The sequence below is a fragment of the Streptomyces sp. NPDC029164 genome, assembly GCF_055563995.1.
On sequence record NZ_JBVHWW010000029.1, the window covers coordinates 80,371 to 99,991 of the forward strand.

Annotated in this window: 19 protein-coding genes, 1 tRNA gene and 1 pseudogene; 11 read left to right on the forward strand and 10 right to left on the reverse strand. The window is 72.4% G+C overall.

The genetic code is table 11. The annotated features are described in order from the left end of the window. Positions 1 to 87 precede the first annotated feature (87 nt). From ACZ4VT_RS26335 to ACZ4VT_RS26345, 3 genes and pseudogenes are all read left to right on the forward strand, one after another. On the forward strand, positions 88 to 861 hold the full coding sequence (locus tag ACZ4VT_RS26335; protein ID WP_467953209.1) for an SDR family oxidoreductase: 774 nt from the start codon (positions 88 to 90) through the stop codon (positions 859 to 861). Then, positions 846 to 2,554, forward strand: a pseudogene (locus tag ACZ4VT_RS26340) (class I adenylate-forming enzyme family protein). Before ACZ4VT_RS26335 ends, ACZ4VT_RS26340 begins: the two are co-directional and overlap by 16 nt. 68 nt (positions 2,555 to 2,622) lie before the next feature. Further along, on the forward strand, positions 2,623 to 3,228 hold the full coding sequence (locus ACZ4VT_RS26345; protein WP_189973680.1) for a TetR/AcrR family transcriptional regulator: 606 nt from the start codon (positions 2,623 to 2,625) through the stop codon (positions 3,226 to 3,228). Between the two features lie 315 nt (positions 3,229 to 3,543). Here the strand turns inward: ACZ4VT_RS26345 and ACZ4VT_RS26350 are convergent, their stop codons facing one another. The 7 genes from ACZ4VT_RS26350 to ACZ4VT_RS26380 form a co-directional block, all read right to left on the reverse strand. After that, positions 3,544 to 4,776 carry an acyl-CoA dehydrogenase family protein gene (locus ACZ4VT_RS26350; RefSeq protein WP_467953211.1) on the reverse strand — a complete coding sequence of 411 codons (1,233 nt, stop codon included), beginning with the start codon at positions 4,774 to 4,776 and terminating at the stop codon, positions 3,544 to 3,546. Between the two features lie 11 nt (positions 4,777 to 4,787). Further along, positions 4,788 to 5,828, reverse strand: a complete 1,041-nt coding sequence (locus ACZ4VT_RS26355; RefSeq protein WP_467953213.1) for a phosphotransferase family protein — start codon at positions 5,826 to 5,828, stop codon at positions 4,788 to 4,790. Between the two features lie 111 nt (positions 5,829 to 5,939). Then, complete coding sequence (locus ACZ4VT_RS26360; RefSeq protein WP_467953215.1) at positions 5,940 to 6,851, reverse strand: MBL fold metallo-hydrolase; 912 nt, start codon at positions 6,849 to 6,851, stop codon at positions 5,940 to 5,942. A 119-nt stretch (positions 6,852 to 6,970) separates the two neighbouring features. Continuing rightward, positions 6,971 to 7,267, reverse strand: a complete 297-nt coding sequence (locus tag ACZ4VT_RS26365; RefSeq protein WP_362806491.1) for a hypothetical protein — start codon at positions 7,265 to 7,267, stop codon at positions 6,971 to 6,973. Between the two features lie 210 nt (positions 7,268 to 7,477). Next, positions 7,478 to 7,795: a DUF202 domain-containing protein gene (locus ACZ4VT_RS26370; protein ID WP_467953217.1), complete on the reverse strand. Its 318-nt coding sequence runs from the start codon at positions 7,793 to 7,795 to the stop codon at positions 7,478 to 7,480. Beyond that, positions 7,792 to 8,190: a YidH family protein gene (locus tag ACZ4VT_RS26375; protein ID WP_467953219.1), complete on the reverse strand. Its 399-nt coding sequence runs from the start codon at positions 8,188 to 8,190 to the stop codon at positions 7,792 to 7,794. Before ACZ4VT_RS26375 ends, ACZ4VT_RS26370 begins: the two co-directional genes overlap by 4 nt. Before the next feature lie 89 nt (positions 8,191 to 8,279). Further along, complete coding sequence (locus ACZ4VT_RS26380) at positions 8,280 to 8,801, reverse strand: NUDIX hydrolase (RefSeq protein ID WP_467953221.1); 522 nt, start codon at positions 8,799 to 8,801, stop codon at positions 8,280 to 8,282. A gap of 85 nt (positions 8,802 to 8,886) precedes the next feature. Between ACZ4VT_RS26380 and ACZ4VT_RS26385 the strand changes: the two genes are divergently transcribed. Then, entirely contained in the window at positions 8,887 to 10,542 is a 1,656-nt protein-coding gene (locus ACZ4VT_RS26385) for an FAD-binding dehydrogenase (protein WP_467953223.1), read from the forward strand. 49 nt (positions 10,543 to 10,591) lie between these two features. On the opposite strand, the gene ACZ4VT_RS26390 is transcribed toward ACZ4VT_RS26385, so the two are convergent. Beyond that, complete coding sequence (locus tag ACZ4VT_RS26390) at positions 10,592 to 11,017, reverse strand: ASCH domain-containing protein (RefSeq protein ID WP_467953225.1); 426 nt, start codon at positions 11,015 to 11,017, stop codon at positions 10,592 to 10,594. Between the two features lie 265 nt (positions 11,018 to 11,282). On the opposite strand from ACZ4VT_RS26390, the gene ACZ4VT_RS26395 reads away from it, so the two are divergent. From ACZ4VT_RS26395 to ACZ4VT_RS26405, 3 genes are all read left to right on the forward strand, one after another. After that, on the forward strand, positions 11,283 to 12,230 hold the full coding sequence (locus ACZ4VT_RS26395; RefSeq protein ID WP_467953227.1) for a hypothetical protein: 948 nt from the start codon (positions 11,283 to 11,285) through the stop codon (positions 12,228 to 12,230). Between the two features lie 115 nt (positions 12,231 to 12,345). Then, entirely contained in the window at positions 12,346 to 13,890 is a 1,545-nt protein-coding gene (locus ACZ4VT_RS26400; RefSeq protein WP_467953229.1) for an APC family permease, read from the forward strand. Positions 13,891 to 14,110: 220 nt separating this feature from the next. Beyond that, positions 14,111 to 15,550, forward strand: a complete 1,440-nt coding sequence (locus ACZ4VT_RS26405; protein ID WP_467953259.1) for an amino acid permease — start codon at positions 14,111 to 14,113, stop codon at positions 15,548 to 15,550. Positions 15,551 to 15,663: 113 nt separating this feature from the next. Here the strand turns inward: ACZ4VT_RS26405 and ACZ4VT_RS26410 are convergent. Beyond that, positions 15,664 to 15,751, reverse strand: a tRNA-Leu gene (locus tag ACZ4VT_RS26410). A gap of 167 nt (positions 15,752 to 15,918) precedes the next feature. Between ACZ4VT_RS26410 and ACZ4VT_RS26415 the strand changes: the two genes are divergently transcribed. The 3 genes from ACZ4VT_RS26415 (at position 15,919) to ACZ4VT_RS26425 (ending at position 18,636) form a co-directional block, all read left to right on the forward strand. Continuing rightward, positions 15,919 to 17,244, forward strand: coding sequence for a M20/M25/M40 family metallo-hydrolase (locus tag ACZ4VT_RS26415; protein WP_030720340.1), 1,326 nt, complete (start codon positions 15,919 to 15,921; stop codon positions 17,242 to 17,244). 129 nt (positions 17,245 to 17,373) lie between these two features. After that, positions 17,374 to 17,607 (forward strand): chaplin ChpH, encoded by a 234-nt coding sequence (gene chpH / locus ACZ4VT_RS26420; RefSeq protein WP_030720343.1) that lies wholly within the window; start codon positions 17,374 to 17,376, stop codon positions 17,605 to 17,607. Positions 17,608 to 17,763: 156 nt separating this feature from the next. Then, positions 17,764 to 18,636: a chaplin gene (locus ACZ4VT_RS26425; RefSeq protein WP_467953231.1), complete on the forward strand. Its 873-nt coding sequence runs from the start codon at positions 17,764 to 17,766 to the stop codon at positions 18,634 to 18,636. A 39-nt stretch (positions 18,637 to 18,675) separates the two neighbouring features. Here the strand turns inward: ACZ4VT_RS26425 and ACZ4VT_RS26430 are convergent, their stop codons facing one another. Beyond that, positions 18,676 to 18,864 carry a DUF5703 family protein gene (locus ACZ4VT_RS26430; RefSeq protein ID WP_030388705.1) on the reverse strand — a complete coding sequence of 63 codons (189 nt, stop codon included), beginning with the start codon at positions 18,862 to 18,864 and terminating at the stop codon, positions 18,676 to 18,678. Positions 18,865 to 18,911: 47 nt separating this feature from the next. Between ACZ4VT_RS26430 and ACZ4VT_RS26435 the strand changes: the two genes are divergently transcribed. Next, a complete protein-coding gene (locus ACZ4VT_RS26435; protein ID WP_467953233.1) occupies positions 18,912 to 19,577 on the forward strand; it encodes a hypothetical protein in 666 nt (221 codons plus the stop codon). The last annotated feature ends 44 nt before the right edge of the window (positions 19,578 to 19,621 follow it).

Consider the following 19,621-nt stretch of genomic DNA (forward strand, 5'->3'; position numbering starts at 1 on the left):
CGCACATACCGACTGGTTAGTCTGCCGCCGTCCGCATCGGACATTCGGCACTCGGCCTCCGGCCTCCGGCCCCCGGCCGCACGAAAGGTGATCCCCGTGAACGCGTACCAGGACCAGCGAGTCGTCGTCACCGGCGCGGGCGGCGGCATCGGCGCCGCCCTCGCGCACCGCTTCGCGGCCGAGGGCGCAACGGTGGTGGTCAACGACCTCGACCCGGCCAAGGCCGCCGCGGTGGCGGGCACGATCGGGGCCCGGGCGATCCCCGTGCCGGGCGATGCCTCGGAGATCGTGTCCGAGGCCCGCGAGGCCCTCGGCGGGACGGTCGACGTCTACTGCGCCAACGCCGGACTCGCCTCGGGCGGCGACGCGTTCGCCGACGAGGCCGTCTGGGAAGCGGCCTGGGACACCAATGTCATGGCCCACGTCCGCGCCGCCAGGCTGCTGCTGCCGGACTGGCTGGAGCGGAGCACCGGCCGCTTCGTGTCCACCGTCTCCGCCGCCGGACTGCTGACCATGATCGGAGCGGCCCCGTACAGTGTCACCAAGCACGGTGCGCTCGCCTTCGCCGAATGGCTCTCGCTGACCTACCGCCACCGCGGTGTCCAGGTCCACGCGATCTGCCCACAAGGGGTGCGCACCGACATGCTGACCGCCGCGGGCTCGGCGGGCGAACTCGTCCTGGCGCCGACCGCGATCGAGCCGGAAGCGGTCGCGGACGCACTGTTCGACGGCATGGAGAAGGGCCGGTTCTTGATCCTCCCGCACCCCGAGGTCGCCGACTTCTACGCCGCCCGCGCCACCGAGCCGGACCGCTGGCTGAGCGGCATGAACCACCTCCAGCAGAAATGGGAGATCCGGTGACCTCCTCGCACGCCGCCAGGCCCTGGCTCGGGCTGCTCGCACCGGCCCAGCGGGAGCCCGTCGCGCCGCCGCCCACCGTGCTGCACGCCTTCCGCGCGGCCGCCGCCCGGGCCCCGGAGCGCACCGCGCTCGCCTACTTCGACGGCCGGATCGGCTACGCGGAGGCCGACGCGCTCTCCGACTCCGTCGCCGGTCACCTCGCGGCGCGCGGCGTGCGCCGCGGGGACCGGGTCGCGGTCATGCTGCAGAACACCCCGCACTTCGTGCTGGCCGTCCTCGCCGCCTGGAAGGCCGGGGCCGTCGTCGTCCCGCTCAACCCGATGTACAAGTCGGGCGAGGTCCGGCACGTCCTGCGCGACTCGGGGGCCGCCGCGCTGGTCTGCGACGGCCGCGCGTGGCCGGCGTACCTGGCCGAGGCCGCGCGGGACAGCGCCGTACGGACCGTCCTGACCGCCTCGGACCTGGACTTCCAGACGCGCAACGACCCGCGCGTCTTCGGCCCGCGGCCCGACCCGGACGCGTCCGCCCCGCCGTACCCGCCCCCGTACCCGCCCCCCTGCCCGGAGGGCACACCGCCGACCTCCTCACCGTGGCCCGCGGCAGGCGCCCCGCACCGGAGGACCCGCGGCTCACCGCCGCCGACACCGCCCTCATCAGCTACACCTCCGGCACCAGCGGCACCCCCAAGGGCGCCATGAACCCGCACGGCGCGCTCACGTACAACGCCGTACGGCAGGTCACCTCCCACCCCCTGCCCGAGGGCGCCACCTACTTCGCCCTCGCGCCCCTCTTCCACATCACCGGCATGGTCTGCGAGCTCGCCGCCTGCTTCACCAACGCCGGCACCCTGGTCCTCGCCCACCGCTTCGAGGCGGGAACCGTCCTCGACGCCTTCCTCGAACACCGCCCCGCCTACACCGTCGGCCCGGCCACCGCCTTCATGGCCCTCGCCGCCCACCCCGCGGTCACCCCCGACCACTTCGCCTCCTTCCAGGTGATCTCCTCCGGCGGCGCCCCGCTCCCGCCCGCCCTCGTCGAACGCCTGCGCACCGCCTTCGGCTTCTACCTCCGCAACGGCTACGGCCTGACCGAGTGCACCGCCCCCTGCGCCAGCGTGCCCGTCCACCTCGAAGCCCCCGTCGACCAGGCCTCCGGCACCCTCTCCGTGGGCCTGCCCGGCGCCGACACCGTCGTCCGCATCCTCGACGAGCAGGGCGGCGAGGTCCCCTTCGGCGAGACCGGTGAGATAGCCGTCCGCGGCCCCCAGGTCGTGCCCGGCTACTGGGGGCTGCCCGCCGAATCGGCCCAGGCCTTCCCCGGCGGTGAACTGCGCACGGGGGACGTCGGGTTCATGGACCCCGACGGCTGGCTCTACGTCGTCGACCGCAAGAAGGACATGATCAACGCGTCCGGTTTCAAGGTCTGGCCGCGGGAGGTCGAGGACGTGCTGTACACCCACCCCGCCGTACGCGAAGCCGCCGTGGTCGGCGTCCCCGATCCCTACCGCGGGGAGAGCGTCAAGGCCTATGTGAGCCTGCGCCCCGGGGCCTCGGCCGAGCCCGAGGAACTGTCCGCCTACTGCGCCGCGCGCATCGCCGCGTACAAATACCCGCGCCGGGTGGAGATCCTGCCTGTCCTTCCGAAGACGACCAGTGGCAAGATCCTGCGACGGGAACTGCGCGATCGCGGCTGAAAACAGTCGGACGGTCGTACAGCTGGTCGCAGTGACCAGGCAGGAATCAGGAAGGGAAGGTCAGCGCCATGGCGGCCAGGACCACGGAGCCCGCAGGCACGCACGAAGCCCCGGTACCGCAGCGGCTGCTGGCCGTCGCCACCCGGCTGTTCGCCGAGCGCGGCTACGACCGCACCTCCGTCCAGGAGATCGTCGAGGCGGCCGGCGTCACCAAGGGCGCGCTCTACCATTACTTCGGGTCCAAGGACGACCTGCTGCACGAGGTGTACGCGCGGATGCTGCGCCTGCAGCAGCAGCGGCTCGACGCGGTGGCGGATTCCGACGCGCCCGTCGAGGAACGGCTGCGGGCGGCCGCCGCCGACGTGGTCGTCACGACCATCGAGAACCTCGACGACGCGATGATCTTCTTCCGGTCGATGCACCAGCTCAGCCCCGAGAAGTTCAAGCAGGTCCGGGCGGAGCGCCGGCGCTACCACGAACGCTTCCGCGCACTGGTCGAGGAGGGTCAGCGCACGGGCGTGTTCTCCAGCGCCACCCCCGCCGACCTGGTCGTCGACTACCACTTCGGCTCCGTGCACCACCTGTCCACCTGGTACCGGGCGGACGGCCCCCTCACCCCGCAGCAGGTCGCCGATCACCTCGCCGACCTGCTGCTGCGCGCGCTGCGCCCCTGACGGGTCACCGCTCCAGGACGGGATCGTCGGTGTAGCCCTCCGCCCCCTGTACGTACATCAGGATCTCCGGGCGGAGCTCGTTGAGCGGCTCGCCCGTGCGCAGCCGCTCCATGAGGTCGGGGTGGGCGAGGAAGCCCCGGCCCAGAGCGACCAGACCAGATCGGCGCCCGCGGCCGGCAGCAGTTCGCCGCGCCGCCCCCCGCCGTCGGCCACGACCTCCTCACGGGAGAGCGCTGGGTCGGCGATCAGCGTGCCGGGCCAGGCACGGCGGATCGCCGTGAGGTCATCCGCATCCAGGAGCTCTGCGCCGGGTCCCTACATGTGGCGCTTCAGCTCCCGCCGCGCCAGCGACCGCTGGTGGACCTCGTCCGGCCCGTCGGCCAGCCGCAGCGTCCGCGCCGCCGCCCACAGTTCGGCCAGCGGGAAGTCCTGGCTCACCCCGCCCGCGCCGTGCAACTGCACCGCGTCGTCCAGGATCCGTACGACCGCCCGCGGGGTCGCGATCTTGATCGCCTGGATCTCGGTGTGCGCGCCCCGGTTCCCGACCGTGTCCATCAGCCAGGCCGTCTTCAGCACCAGCAGCCGCAACTGCTCCACCGTGACCCGGGCGTCGGCGATCCAGTTCTGTACGACGCCCTGGGCGGCCAGCGGCTTGCCGAAGGCGGTACGGTCCACCGCGCGCCGGCACATCAGCTCGATCGCCCGCTCCGCCATGCCGATCAGCCGCATGCAGTGGTGGATGCGGCCCGGCCCGAGCCGGGCCTGGGCGATGGCGAAGCCGCTGCCCTCCTCGCCGATCAGGTTCGCCGCCGGGACCCGCGCCCCGTCGAAGACCACCTCGGCGTGGCCGCCGTGGTCGTGGTCCTCGTACCCGTAGACCGTCATGGCGCGCCGCACCTCGACCCCGGGGGTGTCGCGCGGGACCAGGATCATCGACTGCTGACGGCGCGGATTGGCGCCGTCCGGGTCGGTCTTGCCCATCACGATGAAGATCTTGCAGTCCGGGTTCATGGCCCCGGAGATGAACCACTTGCGCCCGGTGACCACGTACGCGTCGCCGTCGCGCTCGATCCGCGTCTCGACGTTCGTGGCGTCCGAGGAGGCCACGTCGGGCTCGGTCATCGCGAAGGCCGAGCGGATCTCCCCGGCCAGCAGCGGCTCCAGCCACTGCTTCTTCTGCGCCTCGTCGCCGAACTGCGCGAGCAGCTCCATGTTCCCGGTGTCCGGGGCCGCGCAGTTCGTCGCCATCGGCGCCAGGTGCGGGCTGCGACCGGTGATCTCGGCGAGCGGGGCGTACTGGAGGTTCGTCAGCCCCGCGCCGTGCCCGGCGCCCGGCAGGCCGTGCTGGTCCACGAAGAAGAGGTTCCACAGGCCCTGGCGGCGCGCCTCGGCCTTCAGTTCACCGAAGACGGCCGGGGTGTCCCAGGGCGAGGCCAGCCGTGCGCGCTGCCCGGCGGCGACGGGTTCCGCCGGGTAGACGTACTCCTCCATGAACGCGAGCAGCTGCTCGCGGAGTTCCTCGGTCCGGGCGTCGAATGCGAAATCCATGGGTGCGTGCCTCAGCCTTCGTGGAGTTCCTGGAGGGTGGTCAGTCCGTGCTCGATGAAGACCGGCACCAGCTCGCCGATCTGGTCGAAGCCCCCACCGACGGTCTGCCCGAGCGTGTAGCGGTAGTGGATGCCTTCGAGGATCACCGCGAGCTTGAACCAGGCGAAGGCCGTGTACCAGGCGATGCCGCCGGTGTCCCGGCCGGAGCGGGCGGCGTACCGCTCGACCAGCTCGGCGGGGGACGGATGACCGGGAGCGCCGCTCGTCGTACTGACCGGAGAGGCGGTCAGGCCCAGGTCCGAGCTGTACATCACGAGCAGCCCGAGGTCGGTCAGCGGATCCCCGAGCGTGGACATCTCCCAGTCCAGCACCGCCCGGATCGTGTCGTCCGGGCCGCCGATCAGGACGTTGTCGAGCCGGAAGTCCCCGTGCACGACCGTCGGGGCGGGGGAGACGGGCAGGGTGCGGCCGAGGGTGCCGTGCAGCGCGTCGATCCCGGCGAGCTCGCGCCCCCGGGAGGCCGCGAGCTGCTTGCCCCAGCGGCGCAGCTGCCGGTCGAGGAACCCCTCGGGCCGGCCGAAGTCGCCCAGACCCACCGCCTCCGGATCCACCGCGTGCAGCTCGACCAGCGTGTCCACCAGGCCCAGCACCGCCCGCCGGGTGCGCTCCGGGCCGAGCGCGGCGAGCTCGCCGGCCGTCCGGTACGGCACCCCGTCCACGTACTCCATGACGTAGAACGGCGCCCCGAGCACGGCCTCGTCCTCGCACAGCAGCACAGGCTCGGGCACCGGCACGGCCGTGCCGTGCAGCGCCTCGATGACCCGGTGCTCGCGCCGCATGTCGTGCGCGGTGGCCAGTACGTGGCCCAGCGGCGGCCGGCGCACCACCCAGCGGGCGGTCCCGTCGGTGACCTCGTACGTGAGGTTCGAGCGGCCGCCTTCGATCAGCCGGCCGCGCAGCGGCCCGGCCACGAGGCCCGGCCGCACGCGGTCGAGATGACCGCGCAGCCGCTCCGGATCCAGGCCGCGCGGGTCGGCCGGGGCTGAGGTCATGGGTGCGCACCTCCGTGCGGAGTGAGAACAGCGGAATGCCATCATGCCGACCAGTCGGTATGCCGTCCAGAGCGCGGGGTGAAAGAAGACCTTCCGCCCGCCGATGTCACCTCACGCGTGACACAGGATCGGCGTCCCGCCGTTCATCACCGTCATGTCCCTCAGGACCGCCAGGATGTCCAGCGGCACGCCCTCCGGCTCGCCGGCCAGTTCCGCGTACGCCCGGTGCACGTTCGCCACCAGCCGCTCGCTCTCCCGCCACGCGCCGAACTCCCCGAGATCGGCCTGCTGGGCCACCTCCAGCGGGGACAGCCCCTTCGCCCGCCCCTCCCGGGCAAGTTCGGCCACGAACCGCAGGTAGCGCTCGGTGGCCTCGTAGGCCGAGGCGTCGGTCAGCGGCCCGTGGCCCGGTACGACCGTCTCCGCGCCCAGTGAGCGCAGCAGCTCCAGCGCCCGCAGGGAGCCGGCGAGGGAGCCCATCGCCAGGAACGGGGTCCCCTCGGCGAACACCAGGTCCCCGGTGAAGACCACCCGCTGCCGGGGCAGCCACACGACCGAGTCCCCGGTGGTGTGCGCGACACCCGGGTGGATGACCTGCACCTCCGTCCCGCCCACGTGCACGGTCGCGCGGTCGCTGTACGTGAGATCGGGCGCGGTGATGTCGATCGCGCCGAAGTCGGTGGCGGGCCAGATCAGCTCCAGCTGGTGCCCCGCGGCGAGCTGCTCGGCGCGCGCGCTGTCGTGCCCGAGGATCAGCGCCTCGGGGGCGAAGACGCCGTTGCCGTAGGTGTGGTCGCCGTGGTGGTGGGTGTTGACCACGGTGCGGGGGAGCGGCACGCCGGCCGCCACGACCGCGTCGCGCAGCGCCAGGGCCCGCCGCTCGGTGGCGGCGGTGTCCACGAGCAGGGTCCGGCCGCCGTCGCTCACGAAGCCGGCGTTGTTGAGGCACCAGCCGCCGTCCGGCTGGACGTAGGCGTACACCCCCGGCGCGGGCTGGACGAGGTACGGCTCTTCGACGGGCATCTGGGCTCTCCCCGGGTCGCTTTGACGGGCGGTCAGCATCCTGCCAGCCGTCGTCGCGCCGGGGGAGAGCGGGTCCGCGGCGCCCTTCAGGGGTCAGGGGCGCCCCTCAGGGGCGCCGGTCAGTGGTCGTCGTAGTGCCCGTCGTGCGCGGCGTGCCGGTGCCCGTCGTGCACGTAGTCGACGTGATCGCCGTGCTGGACCGCCTCGTGCCCGCAGTCCGAGCCGTGCGCGTGGTCGTGCCCCTCGTGCGCGGTGTGCCCGGTGGGCTCGCACTCGTCCCAGTGCCCCGAGTGCTCCCGGTGCAGATGGCCGTCGTGCGCGTAGTCGACGTGATCGCCGTGCCGAACCGCCTGGTGCCCGCAGTCCGAGCCGTGCGTGTGCTGGTGCGTGGGGTGTTCGTGGTGCAGGGTCGTCATGCGGCCGAGATTAGTGCGGATCGCCGGGTATCGCCCGTTGTGTCCGAGTGGCGCGCGATACCGCTATCATCCGACCGGAGCGGCCGCGAACACGGGAGCCGGGAGCCGGGAGCGCGGGACAGTGGCCGGAGAAGAGGCCGGAGCCGGAACCTGGTCCGGAGCCGGAGCCGGAACCTGGTCCGGAGCCGGAGCCGGAGCCGGAGCCGGGGCTCAGAGGACCATCGCCATCGCGAGCGCCGCCAGCGCCACCGTGCACCCCGCCGCCGCCAGCGCCGCCCGCGGCGCGAGCCCCCGCGGCCGGTCCGTCGCCAGTGCCCGGATCCGCCGCTGCGCCACCCCCGTGAACGCCAGCCAGAGCAGGGCGATCACGGCGGCCCCCGCGGCCGTCACCGGCGTACCGGATCCGTGCAGGGCCTGCCGTATCCCCAGGACGGCCACCACCGAGCAGGTCAGCGTCGTACGCCGCCACGCGAGCCGGGTCCGCTCCGGCTGGAGCCCGGCGTCGCGCGTCTCCCCGTAGGCGGTCACCGGCTCCGCGTCCAGCCCAGCAGCACGACCACCACCATCGCCACCGCGACCAGCCCCACCCCCAGGCTCAGCACCACGGGGAACCGCGACAGCGGCAGGTCCTCGCCCCGGCGGATCGCCCGCTCGCACCGCACCCAGTGGTTCACCGCCCGCAGCGCACAGGCCGCGCCCACCGCGAGCAGCGCGACGGCCATCGAGACCCGCACCCCCCAGCGCAGGTCCGGCAGGAACTGGTCCACGGCGAAACCGGCGCCCACCAGGGCCAGCGCGGTCCGGACCCAGGCCAGGAAGGTCCGCTCGTTGGCCAGCGTGAAGCGGTAGTCGGGGGTCTCGCCCTCGTCCTTCAGCAGCGCGGGTGCGAACCAGAGGCGCACGTCCTTGACGAAGTCGATCACCCGGCCAATCTACGGGGTGCTCGCACACGAGCCCGGGACCGGCCGGGGACGCCACGGCCGCACCCTGCCGCCACGCCGCCCGGCCGCGGCTACGCCCCCTGCCGCCGGTGTTCCTCCAGCCTCCGGTGTGCCTCCAGCCCGTCCGGGACCCAGGGCCACTCGCCCCCGGTGATCCGCTGGGCCAGCTCGTCCGCCGTCAGGAAGGCGTGCCACGCGACCTCGGACTCCTGCGGCCGCACGGCCGGCTCGCACCGCACCTCGTGCACGTACGACCACCAGGCCCCGCCCGGGCCCTCGTACAGGAACTTGAACAGCGGCGTCGGCTGCGGCAGCCCCCGTACGCCCAGCTCCTCCTCGGCCTCCCGCAGCGCGGCCTGCGCGTAGGTCTCGCCGGCGCCCAGCACCCCGCCCACGAACATGTCGTAGTGGGAGGGGAAGACCAGCTTCGAGGCGGTGCGCCGGTGGACGAAGATCCGCCCCTGCGCGTCCCTCGCCTGCACGAACACGCAGCGGTGGATCAGCCCTCGGGCGTACACCTCGCCCCGCGGGGCCCGCCCGGTCACCCGGTCGTCCCGGTCCACCACGTCCAGTACTTCATCAGCGGCACTCACGCGGTTCATCCAACCACCCCTGTTGACTGGTTACCGGTCCGTAGCCAAGGATCTGCCCCACCACCGACGGAGGACGGGTAGCCGCATGACGTACGACGCAGACGTGATCGTGATCGGAGCCGGGCTCGCGGGCCTCGTGGCCACCGCCGAGCTCGTCGACGCGGGCCGCAAGGTCATCCTGCTCGACCAGGAGCCGGAACAGTCCATCGGCGGCCAGGCGCACTGGTCCTTCGGCGGCCTGTTCTTCGTGGACTCGCCCGAGCAGCGCCGGATGCGGATCAAGGACAGTCACGCGCTCGCGCTCCAGGACTGGCTGGGCACCGCCGGCTTCGACCGCGAGGAGGACGCCTGGCCGCGCCGCTGGGCCGAGGCCTACGTCGACTTCGCGGCCGGTGAGAAGCGCTCCTGGCTGCACGCCCAGGGCGTCCGCTTCTTCCCCGTCGTCGGCTGGGCGGAGCGCGGCGGCTACGACGCCAACGGCCACGGGAACTCCGTCCCCCGCTTCCACATCACCTGGGGCACCGGCCCCGGCCTGGTCGCACCCTTCGAGCGGCGCGTCCGGGCCGGCGTGGCCCGCGGCCTGGTCCGGCTCGGGTTCCGCCACCGGGTCACCGGGCTCTCCGCCACCGCCGGCGCGGTGGACACCGTCACGGGCGAGATCCTGGCCCCGTCCGGCGCCGAACGGGGCACGGCGAGCAGCCGCGAGGCCACCGGGACCTTCTCCCTGCGGGCCCAGGCCGTGATCGTCACCAGCGGCGGCATCGGCGGCAACCACGACCTGGTGCGCGCGCAGTGGCCCGCCCGGCTCGGCACCCCGCCGCGGCGGATGCTCTCCGGGGTCCCGGCGCACGTGGACGGCCTGATGCTGGGCATCGCGGAGGCGGCCGGCGCCAGCCACATCAACAAGGACCGGATGTGGCACTACACCGAGGGCATCGAGAACTGGAACCCGATCTGGGCCCGGCACGGCATCCGCATCCTGCCCGGCCCGTCCCCGCTGTGGCTCGACGCCACGGGCAAGCGGCTGCCCGTGCCGCTGTTCCCCGGCTTCGACACCCTCGGAACCCTCGACCACATCATGAAGACCGGGCACGACCACACCTGGTTCGTGCTCAACCAGCGGATCATCGGCAAGGAGTTCGCGCTCTCCGGCTCCGAGCAGAACCCCGACCTCACCGGCAAGTCGATCCGCGACGTGATCACCCGCGCCCGCCAGGCGGTCCCCGGCCCGGTCAAGGCCTTCATGGACAACGGGGCCGACTTCGTCGTCGAGCGCGACCTGTCCGCCCTGGTCCGCGGGATGAACGCGGTGACCAAGGAGGACCTCCTCGACGAGGCCGCGGTCCGGGGCGAGATCGTGGCCCGCGACCGCGAGATCGCCAACCCCTTCACCAAGGACCTCCAGGTCACGGCCATCCACGGCGCCCGCAGGTACCTCGGCGACAAGCTGATCCGCACGGCCGCCCCGCACCGGATCCTGGACCCCGCCGCCGGGCCGCTGATCGCGGTGCGGCTCTCGATCCTGACCCGCAAGTCGCTGGGCGGCCTGGAGACCGACCTCTCCTCGCGCATCCTGACCGGGGCGGGCGAGCCGCTGCCCGGTCTCTACGCGGCGGGCGAGGCGGCCGGCTTCGGCGGCGGCGGGGTCCACGGCTACCGGGCCCTGGAGGGGACGTTCCTCGGCGGGTGCATCTTCTCGGGGCGCGCGGCGGGCCGCGCCGCGGCCCTGGCGACCGCCTGACCACCCCGGCTCCCGCCGGCGCCCGCCGCGCGGGAGCCGAACCGTTCCGTCAGACCAGCCGCTCGGTGACCCGGAACCGCTCCGCGATGACGAGGGTGTCGTCGTCGACCGTGAACCCCGGGTCACCGACGGCCGCGCGCACCGGCGCGCTGTGCCAGAACTCCTCGTGTGCCGTACGCCATTCGGCCACGGACGCGAACCCCTCGCCCTCGTCGAGCGCGTGCGCCGGCCCGACGTCCCCGAGCCGCAGCACCTCCACGGCCGTCACCTCCACCACCGCCACCCCCCGCTCCGCGGAATCGACGAGCAGGGAGCGGGCGCCCGGCTCCGGCAGCGGCTCGCCCTCGGCCTCGTACTCCGCGAGCAGGCCGGTGGTGCTGGTCTTGGCCCCGCTCAGCACGGCCGCGACCAACTGGTCGCGCAGCGGGCCGGGAAATCCCAGCAGGTAGGGAGGAAGATCGTCGCAGGTGGTCATGAGGTCACCCTACGACGCAGCCCCCGCGACTCCCGAACCCGCACAACCAGCCCAACTCGCATGACCACCGGTGCAGTTGAAACCCGCCACGCAGTGGACTGGACCTTGACTCGGAGGCGTGCGTACCGCTTTGCTGTGCGTGATCACCGGTGCGCTCACCGGCACGATCCCCCGACCACCAGGCCGAACCGCTCGCGTGCGCCCTGCGCCCGTTTCCGGCCGCCGCCGACCTTCGTCCGCCCGCGTCCTGGAGGGAAACCCGCGGATGTCCCCGCCTCCGCCGCCCCTCGGCCGCGCCCGCAAGCGGGAAGCCCAGCTCTTCGACCCGGCCCTCTGCGACGCCGAACTCGTCGACGTCCGCTCCCAGTTCACCCAGGGCCGCTGGGCCAGGGCCCGCGCCCTCCTCGTCGGAACCGGCGACGACTGGGACCGCCGGGCCCACCGCGTCGTCGTCCTCGCCCAGACCCCGGCGGCCACCGCCTGGGCCCGCGAATGGCTGCTCGCCGAGCCGGAGAGCGCCGACGCCGCCACCCTCCTCGCCTGCGCCACCGTCTTCACCGCCCTGCGCCACAAGGGCACCCCCGCCGCCGCCGAGGAAGCCTGCCGCCGGGCCGCCACCCTGCACCCCGCCGACCCCACCCCCTGGCTCGGGCTGCTCCTCCTCTCCCGCGCCTTCGGCAGCGAGGAGGAGTTCAGCCGCCACTTCGACCAGGTCCGGGCCCGCCACCGCGAGCACCACCACGCCCACCACCTGATGGTCGCCCGGCTGGCCGAACGCGCCCTCGCCTCCGGCCAGGACCCGCTCCACGAGGTCTACGACTTCGCGGCCTGGGCCGCCGAGGAGTCCCCGGCCGACTCCCCGCTCGCCGTGCTCCCCGTCGTCGCGCACGCCGAGCGCTACCGGGTCCTCGCCGCCACCCACGGCCACACCCCCGAGACGGCCGCCGCCCACTGGGCCGGCCGCCGCGCCCGCCAGGTCCTGCGCTCCGCCTTCGACTGGTGGCTGGAGTGGGAGCGCGACGACCACCCCCGCAACCGCGTCGACCTGAACTTCCTCGCCCACGCGAAACTCTGCGAGGGCCGCCCCGCCGAGGCCGCCGCCCTCTTCCACCGGATCGGCAGCCACGCCACCCGCGCGCCCTGGTCCTATCCGGACCGGGACCCGCAGAAGGCCTTCCTCGCCGCGCGCAGCGTCGCGCTCGGCACCGCCTGACACCGAACGAAGATCAGCGCCCCTCCCAAGAACCGCGCCCCCAAGTACCGCGCTCCGAGAGAACCGCCCCCCGAGAGACCCCCCGAGAGAACCGCGCCCCCGAAAGGACGCCGCCATGCCGACGGGCAGATCCACCACGCTCCAGGACCCGGCAGAGATCCGTACGTACAAGGGCCAGGACCGCGCCCTGCGCGCCGACCGCCTCGGCACCGCCGGCCTGCTCCTGTCCGTACTCGCCGCCAGCGCGCCCCTGATGGTCGTCGCCGGTGTCATGCCCACGACCTTCGGGGTCATGGGCATCGTCGGCCAGCCGCTGCTCTTCGTCATCCTCGGCGCCGTCCTCGCGCTCTTCAGCATCGGCTACGCCGAGATGAGCCGGCACGTCCACAACGCCGGCGCCTTCTACGCGTACATAGCCCGCGGCCTCGGCCCCACCGCCGGCGCCGGTGCCTCCTTCGTCGCCCTCGTCGCGTACAGCGCCATGCAGTGCGGGGTCTACGGCATCCTCGGCTTCGAGATCTCCGGCCTCTTCGCCACCTACCTGGAGATCGAGGTCTCCTGGTGGATACCGGCCCTGCTGGCCGTCGCCCTCACCGGCGCGCTCGGCTGGCTCAAGATCGACCTCAACGCCAAGGTCCTCGGGGTCCTCCTCCTCATCGAGTGCGCCCTCGTCGTCGCCTTCGACCTCGCCGCCCTCGCCGAACCCGGCGCCGAAGGCCTCTCGCTGCACGCCTTCAACCCCGAGACCCTCAGCGGAGCCGGCCTCGGCACGGCGCTCTGCTTCTGCATCGCCGCCTTCGTCGGCTTCGAGCAGTCCCCGGTCTACGCCGAGGAGACCAGCAAGCCGCACATCGTCGTCTCCCGGGTGATGTTCCTCGCCGTCGGCTTCGTCGCCCTCTTCTTCGCCCTCAGCGCCTGGGCCCTCACCGTCGCCACCGGCCCCGCCGAGGTCGTGAAGACCTCCGCCGAAGCCGGCCCCGGACTGCTCTTCCAGCTCACCGAGAGCCGCCTCGGCACCACCTTCACCGACGTCCTGCACGTCCTCTTCGTGACCGGCATGTTCGCGGCCATGCTCAGCTTCCACAACGTGGTCGCCCGCTACGCCTTCGCCATGGGCCGCGAGGGACTGCTCCCCGCCGCCTTCGGCCGGACCAACGCCGGCACCGGCGCCCCCGGCACCGGCTCCCTCCTGCAGACCGGCATCGCCGCCCTCGTCGTGATCGCCTTCGCCGTCACCGACGACCTGCCCGCCGGCGACCCCACCGCCCCCGTCCTGCACCTTTTCACCTGGATGGGCAGCGTCGGCGCCCTCGGTGTGACCCTCCTCATGGCCGCCGCCTCCTTCGCCGTCATCGCCTTCTTCGTCCGCCGCGGCACCGCCGGCGCCCAGGTCTGGCGCCTCGTCGCGGCCGGCGCCGCCGGTCTCGCGCTGCTCGCCATCGCCGCCTACACCGTCAAGGACTTCGGCGTCCTCGTCGGCGCCGGGAAGGGCTCCGCGCTCAGCTGGGTCCTGCCCGGCATCATCGGCGCCGCCGTCGTGGCCGGCCTGCTCTACGGAGCGCTCCTGCGCCGCCGCCGCCCCGAGGTGCACGCCCGTATCGGCCTGGGCAACGAGGCCTTCCGCCTCGACCAGGCGGCAGGGGCCAGCACCGCCGACTGACCTCGCTTTCGAGCCCCTACGAAGCCCCTGACGCCCCTTTCCAAGGTCGTCGGGGGCTTCGGCGTACGAGGGGCCGATTTTGGCGGGTGGCGGACCCTCATGGTCTCCTGGGGCGACAAATTCACCGGACCGCGACACAGGGGACACCACCCAGCTCCCCTGCGCCGTGGCACGGACCTGCCGTCCGACCCCCACGAAGGCGAAGTCATACATGAGTGACCTGAGTGACCGCACCTTGACCGAGGCTCCGGCCCCGGCGTCCTCCCGCCATGTCGACGCCGGTGACGAGGGCTACAGCAAGGACCTCAAGTCCCGCCACATCAACATGATCGCGATCGGCGGAGCGATAGGCACCGGACTGTTCCTCGGCGCCGGCGGCCGCCTCGCCGGTGCGGGACCCTCCCTCGCGATCGCCTACGCGGTCTGCGGAGTCTTCGCCTTCTTCGTCGTCAGGGCGCTCGGCGAGCTCGTCCTGTACCGCCCGTCCTCCGGTGCCTTCGTCTCCTACGCCCGCGAGTTCATGGGGGAGAAGGGCGCCTACACGGCCGGCTGGCTGTACTTCCTGAACTGGTCGACCACGACGGTGGCCGACATCACGGCCGCCGCGACCTACGCCCACTTCTGGTCGATGTTCACCGACGTCCCCCAGTGGGTCCTCGCGTTCATCGCCCTCGCCGTCGTCCTCACCGCCAACCTGATCTCGGTGAAGTACTTCGGTGAGATGGAGTTCTGGTTCTCGCTGGTCAAGGTCGCCGCCCTGGTGATCTTCCTGATCGTCGGCATCTGGCTCGTCGCCACCAGCCACGAGATCGGCGGCCACACCCCGGGCCTCTCCTCCATCACCGACAACGGCGGGATCTTCCCCTCGGGGGTGCTCCCGATGCTCCTGGTGGTGCAGGGCGTGGTCTTCGCGTACGCCTCCGTCGAACTCTGCGGCGTCGCCGCCGGCGAGACCGAGAACCCCGAGAAGATCATGCCGAAGGCGATCAACTCGATCATGTGGCGCGTGGGCCTCTTCTACGTCGGCTCGGTCGTCCTCCTCGCGCTCCTCCTGCCCTACACGGAGTACAGCTCGGACCAGAGCCCCTTCGTCACCGTCTTCGACAAGCTGGGCGTCCCCGGCGCCGCCGGCGTCATGAACCTGGTCGTGCTCACCGCGGCCCTCTCCAGCCTCAACTCCGGCCTCTACTCCACGGGCCGCATCCTGCGCTCGATGGCCGTCTCCGGCTCCGCGCCGAAGTTCACCGGCCTCATGAACAAGGGCAAGGTCCCCTACGGCGGCGTCCTCTTCACCGCCGCCTTCGGCGTCGCGGGCGTCGGCCTGAACGCCTGGATGCCGGGCGAGGCCTTCGAGATCGTCCTCAACCTCGCCTCCATCGGCATCCTCGGCACCTGGGCGATGGTCATGATCTGCTCGCTGTTCTTCTGGCACCGCGCGAAGAGCGGGCTGGTCGAGCGCCCGTCGTACCGCCTGCCCTGGGCCCCGTACACGCAGATCGTGACCCTGGTCTTCCTCGTCACGGTCCTGGTCCTGATGTGGTGCGACGGCGGCGTCGGCCGCACCACCGTCATGTTCCTCCCGGCCATCGCGGCCGCCCTGGTCGGCGGCTGGTTCCTGGTCCGCGGCCGGGTGGCCGAGATCGCCGCCCGTCGCGACTGACCCCCGGGCCGGTACGACGAAGGACCCCGCCACCGGCGGGGTCCTTCGTCATGTCGCGCCCGAAAACGTCCGGGAAACGCAGAGAACCCCACACGAAGTGGGGTTCTCTCAACTGGTGTCCGAGGGGGGACTTGAACCCCCACGCCCGATAAAGGGCACTAGCACCTCAAGCTAGCGCGTCTGCCATTCCGCCACCCGGACAAGGTGTCTGTCTCGCGTCCCTCGCGGGCCGTTCCGACGTGGAAAACATTACCAAACATTCCGGGGTCCTCGATCACACCCCCCGACGGCCGGGGATCGCCCTTGGGGAGAGCGGCCCGGGGCGCGAGGATGGAGGTGTTCGGTACTGATCAGTGGGAGGAAGCAGCGTGAGCGAGTCGAGCGCGGGCAGGACCGTCTCCGGCGAGGACGAGGTTGTCGACCTCTGCCGGGATCTCATCCGGATCGACACCAGCAACTATGGAGACCACTCGGGCCCCGGGGAGCGCAAGGCGGCGGAGTGGGTCGCCGAGAAGCTCGCCGAGGTCGGGCTGGAGCCGCAGATCTTCGAATCGCACAAGGGGCGCGCCTCGACCGTGGCGCGGATCGAGGGGGAGGACCCCTCGCGGCCGGCGCTGCTGATCCACGGGCACACCGACGTGGTTCCGGCCAACGCCGCCGACTGGACGTACGACCCGTTCGCGGGCGAGATCGCCGACGGCTGCCTGTGGGGCCGCGGCGCCGTCGACATGAAGGACATGGACGCGATGACGCTGGCCGTCGTCCGCGACCGGATGCGCAGCGGCCGCAAGCCCCCGCGGGACATCGTGCTGGCCTTCCTCGCGGACGAGGAGGCGGGCGGCATCTACGGGGCCCGGCACCTGGTCGACAAGCACCCCGGCCTGTTCGAGGGCGTCACCGAGGCGATCGGCGAGGTCGGCGGCTTCTCCTTCACGGTGAACGAGAACCTGCGGCTCTACCTCGTGGAGACGGCCCAGAAGGGCATGCACTGGATGCGGCTCACGGTGGAGGGCACCGCGGGCCACGGCTCCATGACCAACAACGACAACGCCATCACGGAGCTGTGCGAGGCCGTGGGGCGGCTCGGCCGCCACCAGTGGCCGGTGCGGGTGACCAAGACCGTACGGAGCTTCCTGGACGAACTCTCGGACGCGCTGGGCACCCCGCTGGACCCGGACAACATGGACGAGACCCTCGCCAAGCTCGGCGGCATCGCCAAGATGGTCGGCGCGACGCTGCGCAACTCGGCCGCCCCGACGATGCTCGGCGCCGGCTACAAGGTCAACGTCATCCCCGGGCAGGCGACGGCCCACGTCGACGGCCGCTTCCTGCCGGGCTACGAGGACGAGTTCTTCGCCGACCTGGACCGCATCCTCGGTCCGCGCGTGAAGCGGGAGGACGTGCACGGCGACAAGGCGCTGGAGACCGACTTCGACGGCCGCCTGGTGGACGCCATGCAGGGCGCCCTGAAGGCCGAGGACCCGATCGCGCGCGCGGTGCCGTACATGCTCTCGGGCGGTACGGACGCCAAGTCCTTCGACGACCTCGGCATCCGCTGCTTCGGCTTCGCGCCGCTCCAGCTGCCGCCGGAGCTGGACTTCGCCGGGATGTTCCACGGCGTGGACGAGCGCGTGCCCGTGGACGGACTGAAGTTCGGCGTGCGGGTGCTCGACCGATTCCTCGACAACGCCTGAGATTCGGCAAGGTGTGCGCATTCCACTGAGAAGAGTGAATGCACTCATACGCTCGTAGCCCTGGTGATCCCTCCTCGTTACAGGTGGTGCGGTCCGCGGCTGGGACCGCATTGCCTACTAGGAGGAACAATGATCAAGAAGGTTGTCGCCGCTGCGGCTGCCACTGGTGGCCTGGTTCTCGCGGGTGCGGGTCTGGCTGTCGCCGACGCGGGTGCCCAGGGTGCGGCCATCGGCTCCCCCGGTGTTCTGTCCGGCAACGTCGTCCAGGTTCCGGTTCACATTCCGGTGAACGTCTGCGGCAACTCGGTCTCCGTGATCGGTCTGCTGAACCCGGCCTTCGGCAACACCTGCGTCAACGCCTGACACGTTTGAGGTCTTGGGCCCCGGAGCGCAATCCAGCGCTCCGGGGCCACCGGGCTTTCCGGCCCGGATTCCCATCTTCGGCGTACCAGGCGGGGGAGCCTGGACGGCCTGGCCGCCGAGAGCGGCCGAAACGCACTCACCAGGGGACGAGTACAGATGCGACGACCGGCACAGGTCACCAGGAAGACCCTGATCACCATGGCTGCCGCGGGGGGTGTCCTCGCGCTCGGCGGGGGCTACGCACACGCGGACTCACACGCCACGGGGCACGCCGCGAACTCTCCCGGACTGCTGTCCGGAAACAACGTGCAGGCGCCCGTGGACGCACCGGTGAACGCCTGCGGGAACACGGTCACGGTGGTGGGAGGCCTCAATCCGGCCTTCGGGAACCACTGCGCCAACGGCGGCCACGGCAAGCCGCACCACCCCGGTCACCCCGGCAACCCCGGTCACCCGGGCAACCCCGGTCACCCCGGAACCCCCGGACACCCGGGCGGCGGCGACGAACCGTGCGACGACCACCCGGGGAACCCCGGCCACCCCGGTACGCCGGGCGGCGAGACCCCTGGGAACCCGGGCAACCCCGGAAACCCGGGCGGCGGAACCCCCGGCAACCCCGGAAACCCGGGCACGCCGGGCGGCGAGACCCCTGGGAACCCGGGCAACCCCGGAAACCCGGGCGGCGGGACTCCCGGAAACCCGGGCAACCCCGGCACCCCGGGCGGTGAGCTTCCCGGAAACCCGGGCACTCCCGGTACGCCCGGTGGCGAGACCCCGGGCCATCCGGGCAACCCCGGTACGCCGGGCACGGGGACCCCGGGCACGCCGGCCAGCCCCGGCACGGGATCCGTCACCCCGATCACGCACCCCGGCCCGGGGACCGGCACGCAAACCGGGGGCGGCGCCGGGCAGTCGGACGGTCTCGCCGCCACCGGCTCCGGTGACGTCCTCACCGCGGGTCTCCCGCTCGCGGGCGGCCTGCTGCTGGCCGGCAGCGTGCTCTACCGCCGCGCCCGCAACGCCGCCTGACGGCTGTTCACGACGCGGGCCCCGCCCCCGGGGCCCGCGTCACCAGGTCGCGCGGACCTGGCGGATGATCCGGCGGCGCAGCCGCACACGGCGACTGCCGTCCCGGTACAGGCTCAGGCGGTCGAGTTCCCAGTTCCCGTACTCGGCATGGTCGGTCAACAGGCGGGTCGCCTCGCTGCGAGGGACACCGCGGGGCACGTACACGTCGACAAATTCGTATTCCGGCATCGCATCTATTGTGCGGGCAGAGGCCTGCTACGGATAGCGTCTGCTCTATGTCTGATGCCGCTCTTCCCACTGTTGCCGAGGTACGCGCCGCCGCCGAGGCGGTCAAGGCCGCGCTCGACCGTCACCTCGCCGCGGTCGAGCGCAGGATCGGGGACGAGGACCCCGACGTCTACGCCGCGTTCAACGAACTCGCCGCCGCGGCCGAGGTGTACGACGAACTCCTCTACGACCGCTACGACGAGGTCACCCCCTTCGAGATCCCCACGCCCGAGGACGGCGTGCCGTACACCGGCCCCGCCGAGCCCGCCGCCTTCAGCGTGCTCATCCGCCGCGACTACTCCGTCGTCGAGCCGCCGCGGCTGATCGCCCAGGCCGAGCGGATCGCCGCGCACGACCGGGACGCCGAGTTCGTCCAGGACGGCGGCACCGCCGAGGCGCTGGGCGTCCTCTTCGGGGAGTACGAACCCGACGAGATCGCCTCCCGCTTCAAGGACTTCGGGCTGGAGGAGGGTGACTCCACGCTCTGGATCGCCGCCTCGGAGGAGATGGCGGAACCGGGGGAGTGGCTGGGCTCGCCCTTCGGGAACATCGATCCGCAGGACGTGCTGCACCGGTTCGACGTCAGCTCCGTCTTCGACGAGGAAGACGGCGAGGACGAAGACGAGGATGAGGACGAGGACGAGACCGCGGAGCCGGGGCTGACCCCGGCCTGATCCCCGTCCCGTCCCCCCGGCATCCGTGGCCCCCGCCCCGCAGG

Excerpts from the sequence above, each read along its gene's own strand:
- ACZ4VT_RS26345 (WP_189973680.1), top strand. The coding sequence starts at position 2,623 with ATGGCGGCCAGGACCACGGAGCCCGCAGGCACGCACGAAGCCCCGGTA.
- ACZ4VT_RS26350 (WP_467953211.1), bottom strand. The coding sequence starts at position 4,776 with ATGGATTTCGCATTCGACGCCCGGACCGAGGAACTCCGCGAGCAGCTG.
- ACZ4VT_RS26355 (WP_467953213.1), bottom strand. The coding sequence starts at position 5,828 with ATGACCTCAGCCCCGGCCGACCCGCGCGGCCTGGATCCGGAGCGGCTG.
- ACZ4VT_RS26360 (WP_467953215.1), bottom strand. The coding sequence starts at position 6,851 with ATGCCCGTCGAAGAGCCGTACCTCGTCCAGCCCGCGCCGGGGGTGTAC.
- ACZ4VT_RS26365 (WP_362806491.1), bottom strand. The coding sequence starts at position 7,267 with ATGACGACCCTGCACCACGAACACCCCACGCACCAGCACACGCACGGC.
- ACZ4VT_RS26385 (WP_467953223.1), top strand. The coding sequence starts at position 8,887 with ATGACGTACGACGCAGACGTGATCGTGATCGGAGCCGGGCTCGCGGGC.
- ACZ4VT_RS26390 (WP_467953225.1), bottom strand. The coding sequence starts at position 11,017 with ATGACCACCTGCGACGATCTTCCTCCCTACCTGCTGGGATTTCCCGGC.
- ACZ4VT_RS26395 (WP_467953227.1), top strand. The coding sequence starts at position 11,283 with ATGTCCCCGCCTCCGCCGCCCCTCGGCCGCGCCCGCAAGCGGGAAGCC.
- ACZ4VT_RS26400 (WP_467953229.1), top strand. The coding sequence starts at position 12,346 with ATGCCGACGGGCAGATCCACCACGCTCCAGGACCCGGCAGAGATCCGT.
- chpH (WP_030720343.1), top strand. The coding sequence starts at position 17,374 with ATGATCAAGAAGGTTGTCGCCGCTGCGGCTGCCACTGGTGGCCTGGTT.
- ACZ4VT_RS26425 (WP_467953231.1), top strand. The coding sequence starts at position 17,764 with ATGCGACGACCGGCACAGGTCACCAGGAAGACCCTGATCACCATGGCT.
- ACZ4VT_RS26430 (WP_030388705.1), bottom strand. The coding sequence starts at position 18,864 with ATGCCGGAATACGAATTTGTCGACGTGTACGTGCCCCGCGGTGTCCCT.
- ACZ4VT_RS26435 (WP_467953233.1), top strand. The coding sequence starts at position 18,912 with ATGTCTGATGCCGCTCTTCCCACTGTTGCCGAGGTACGCGCCGCCGCC.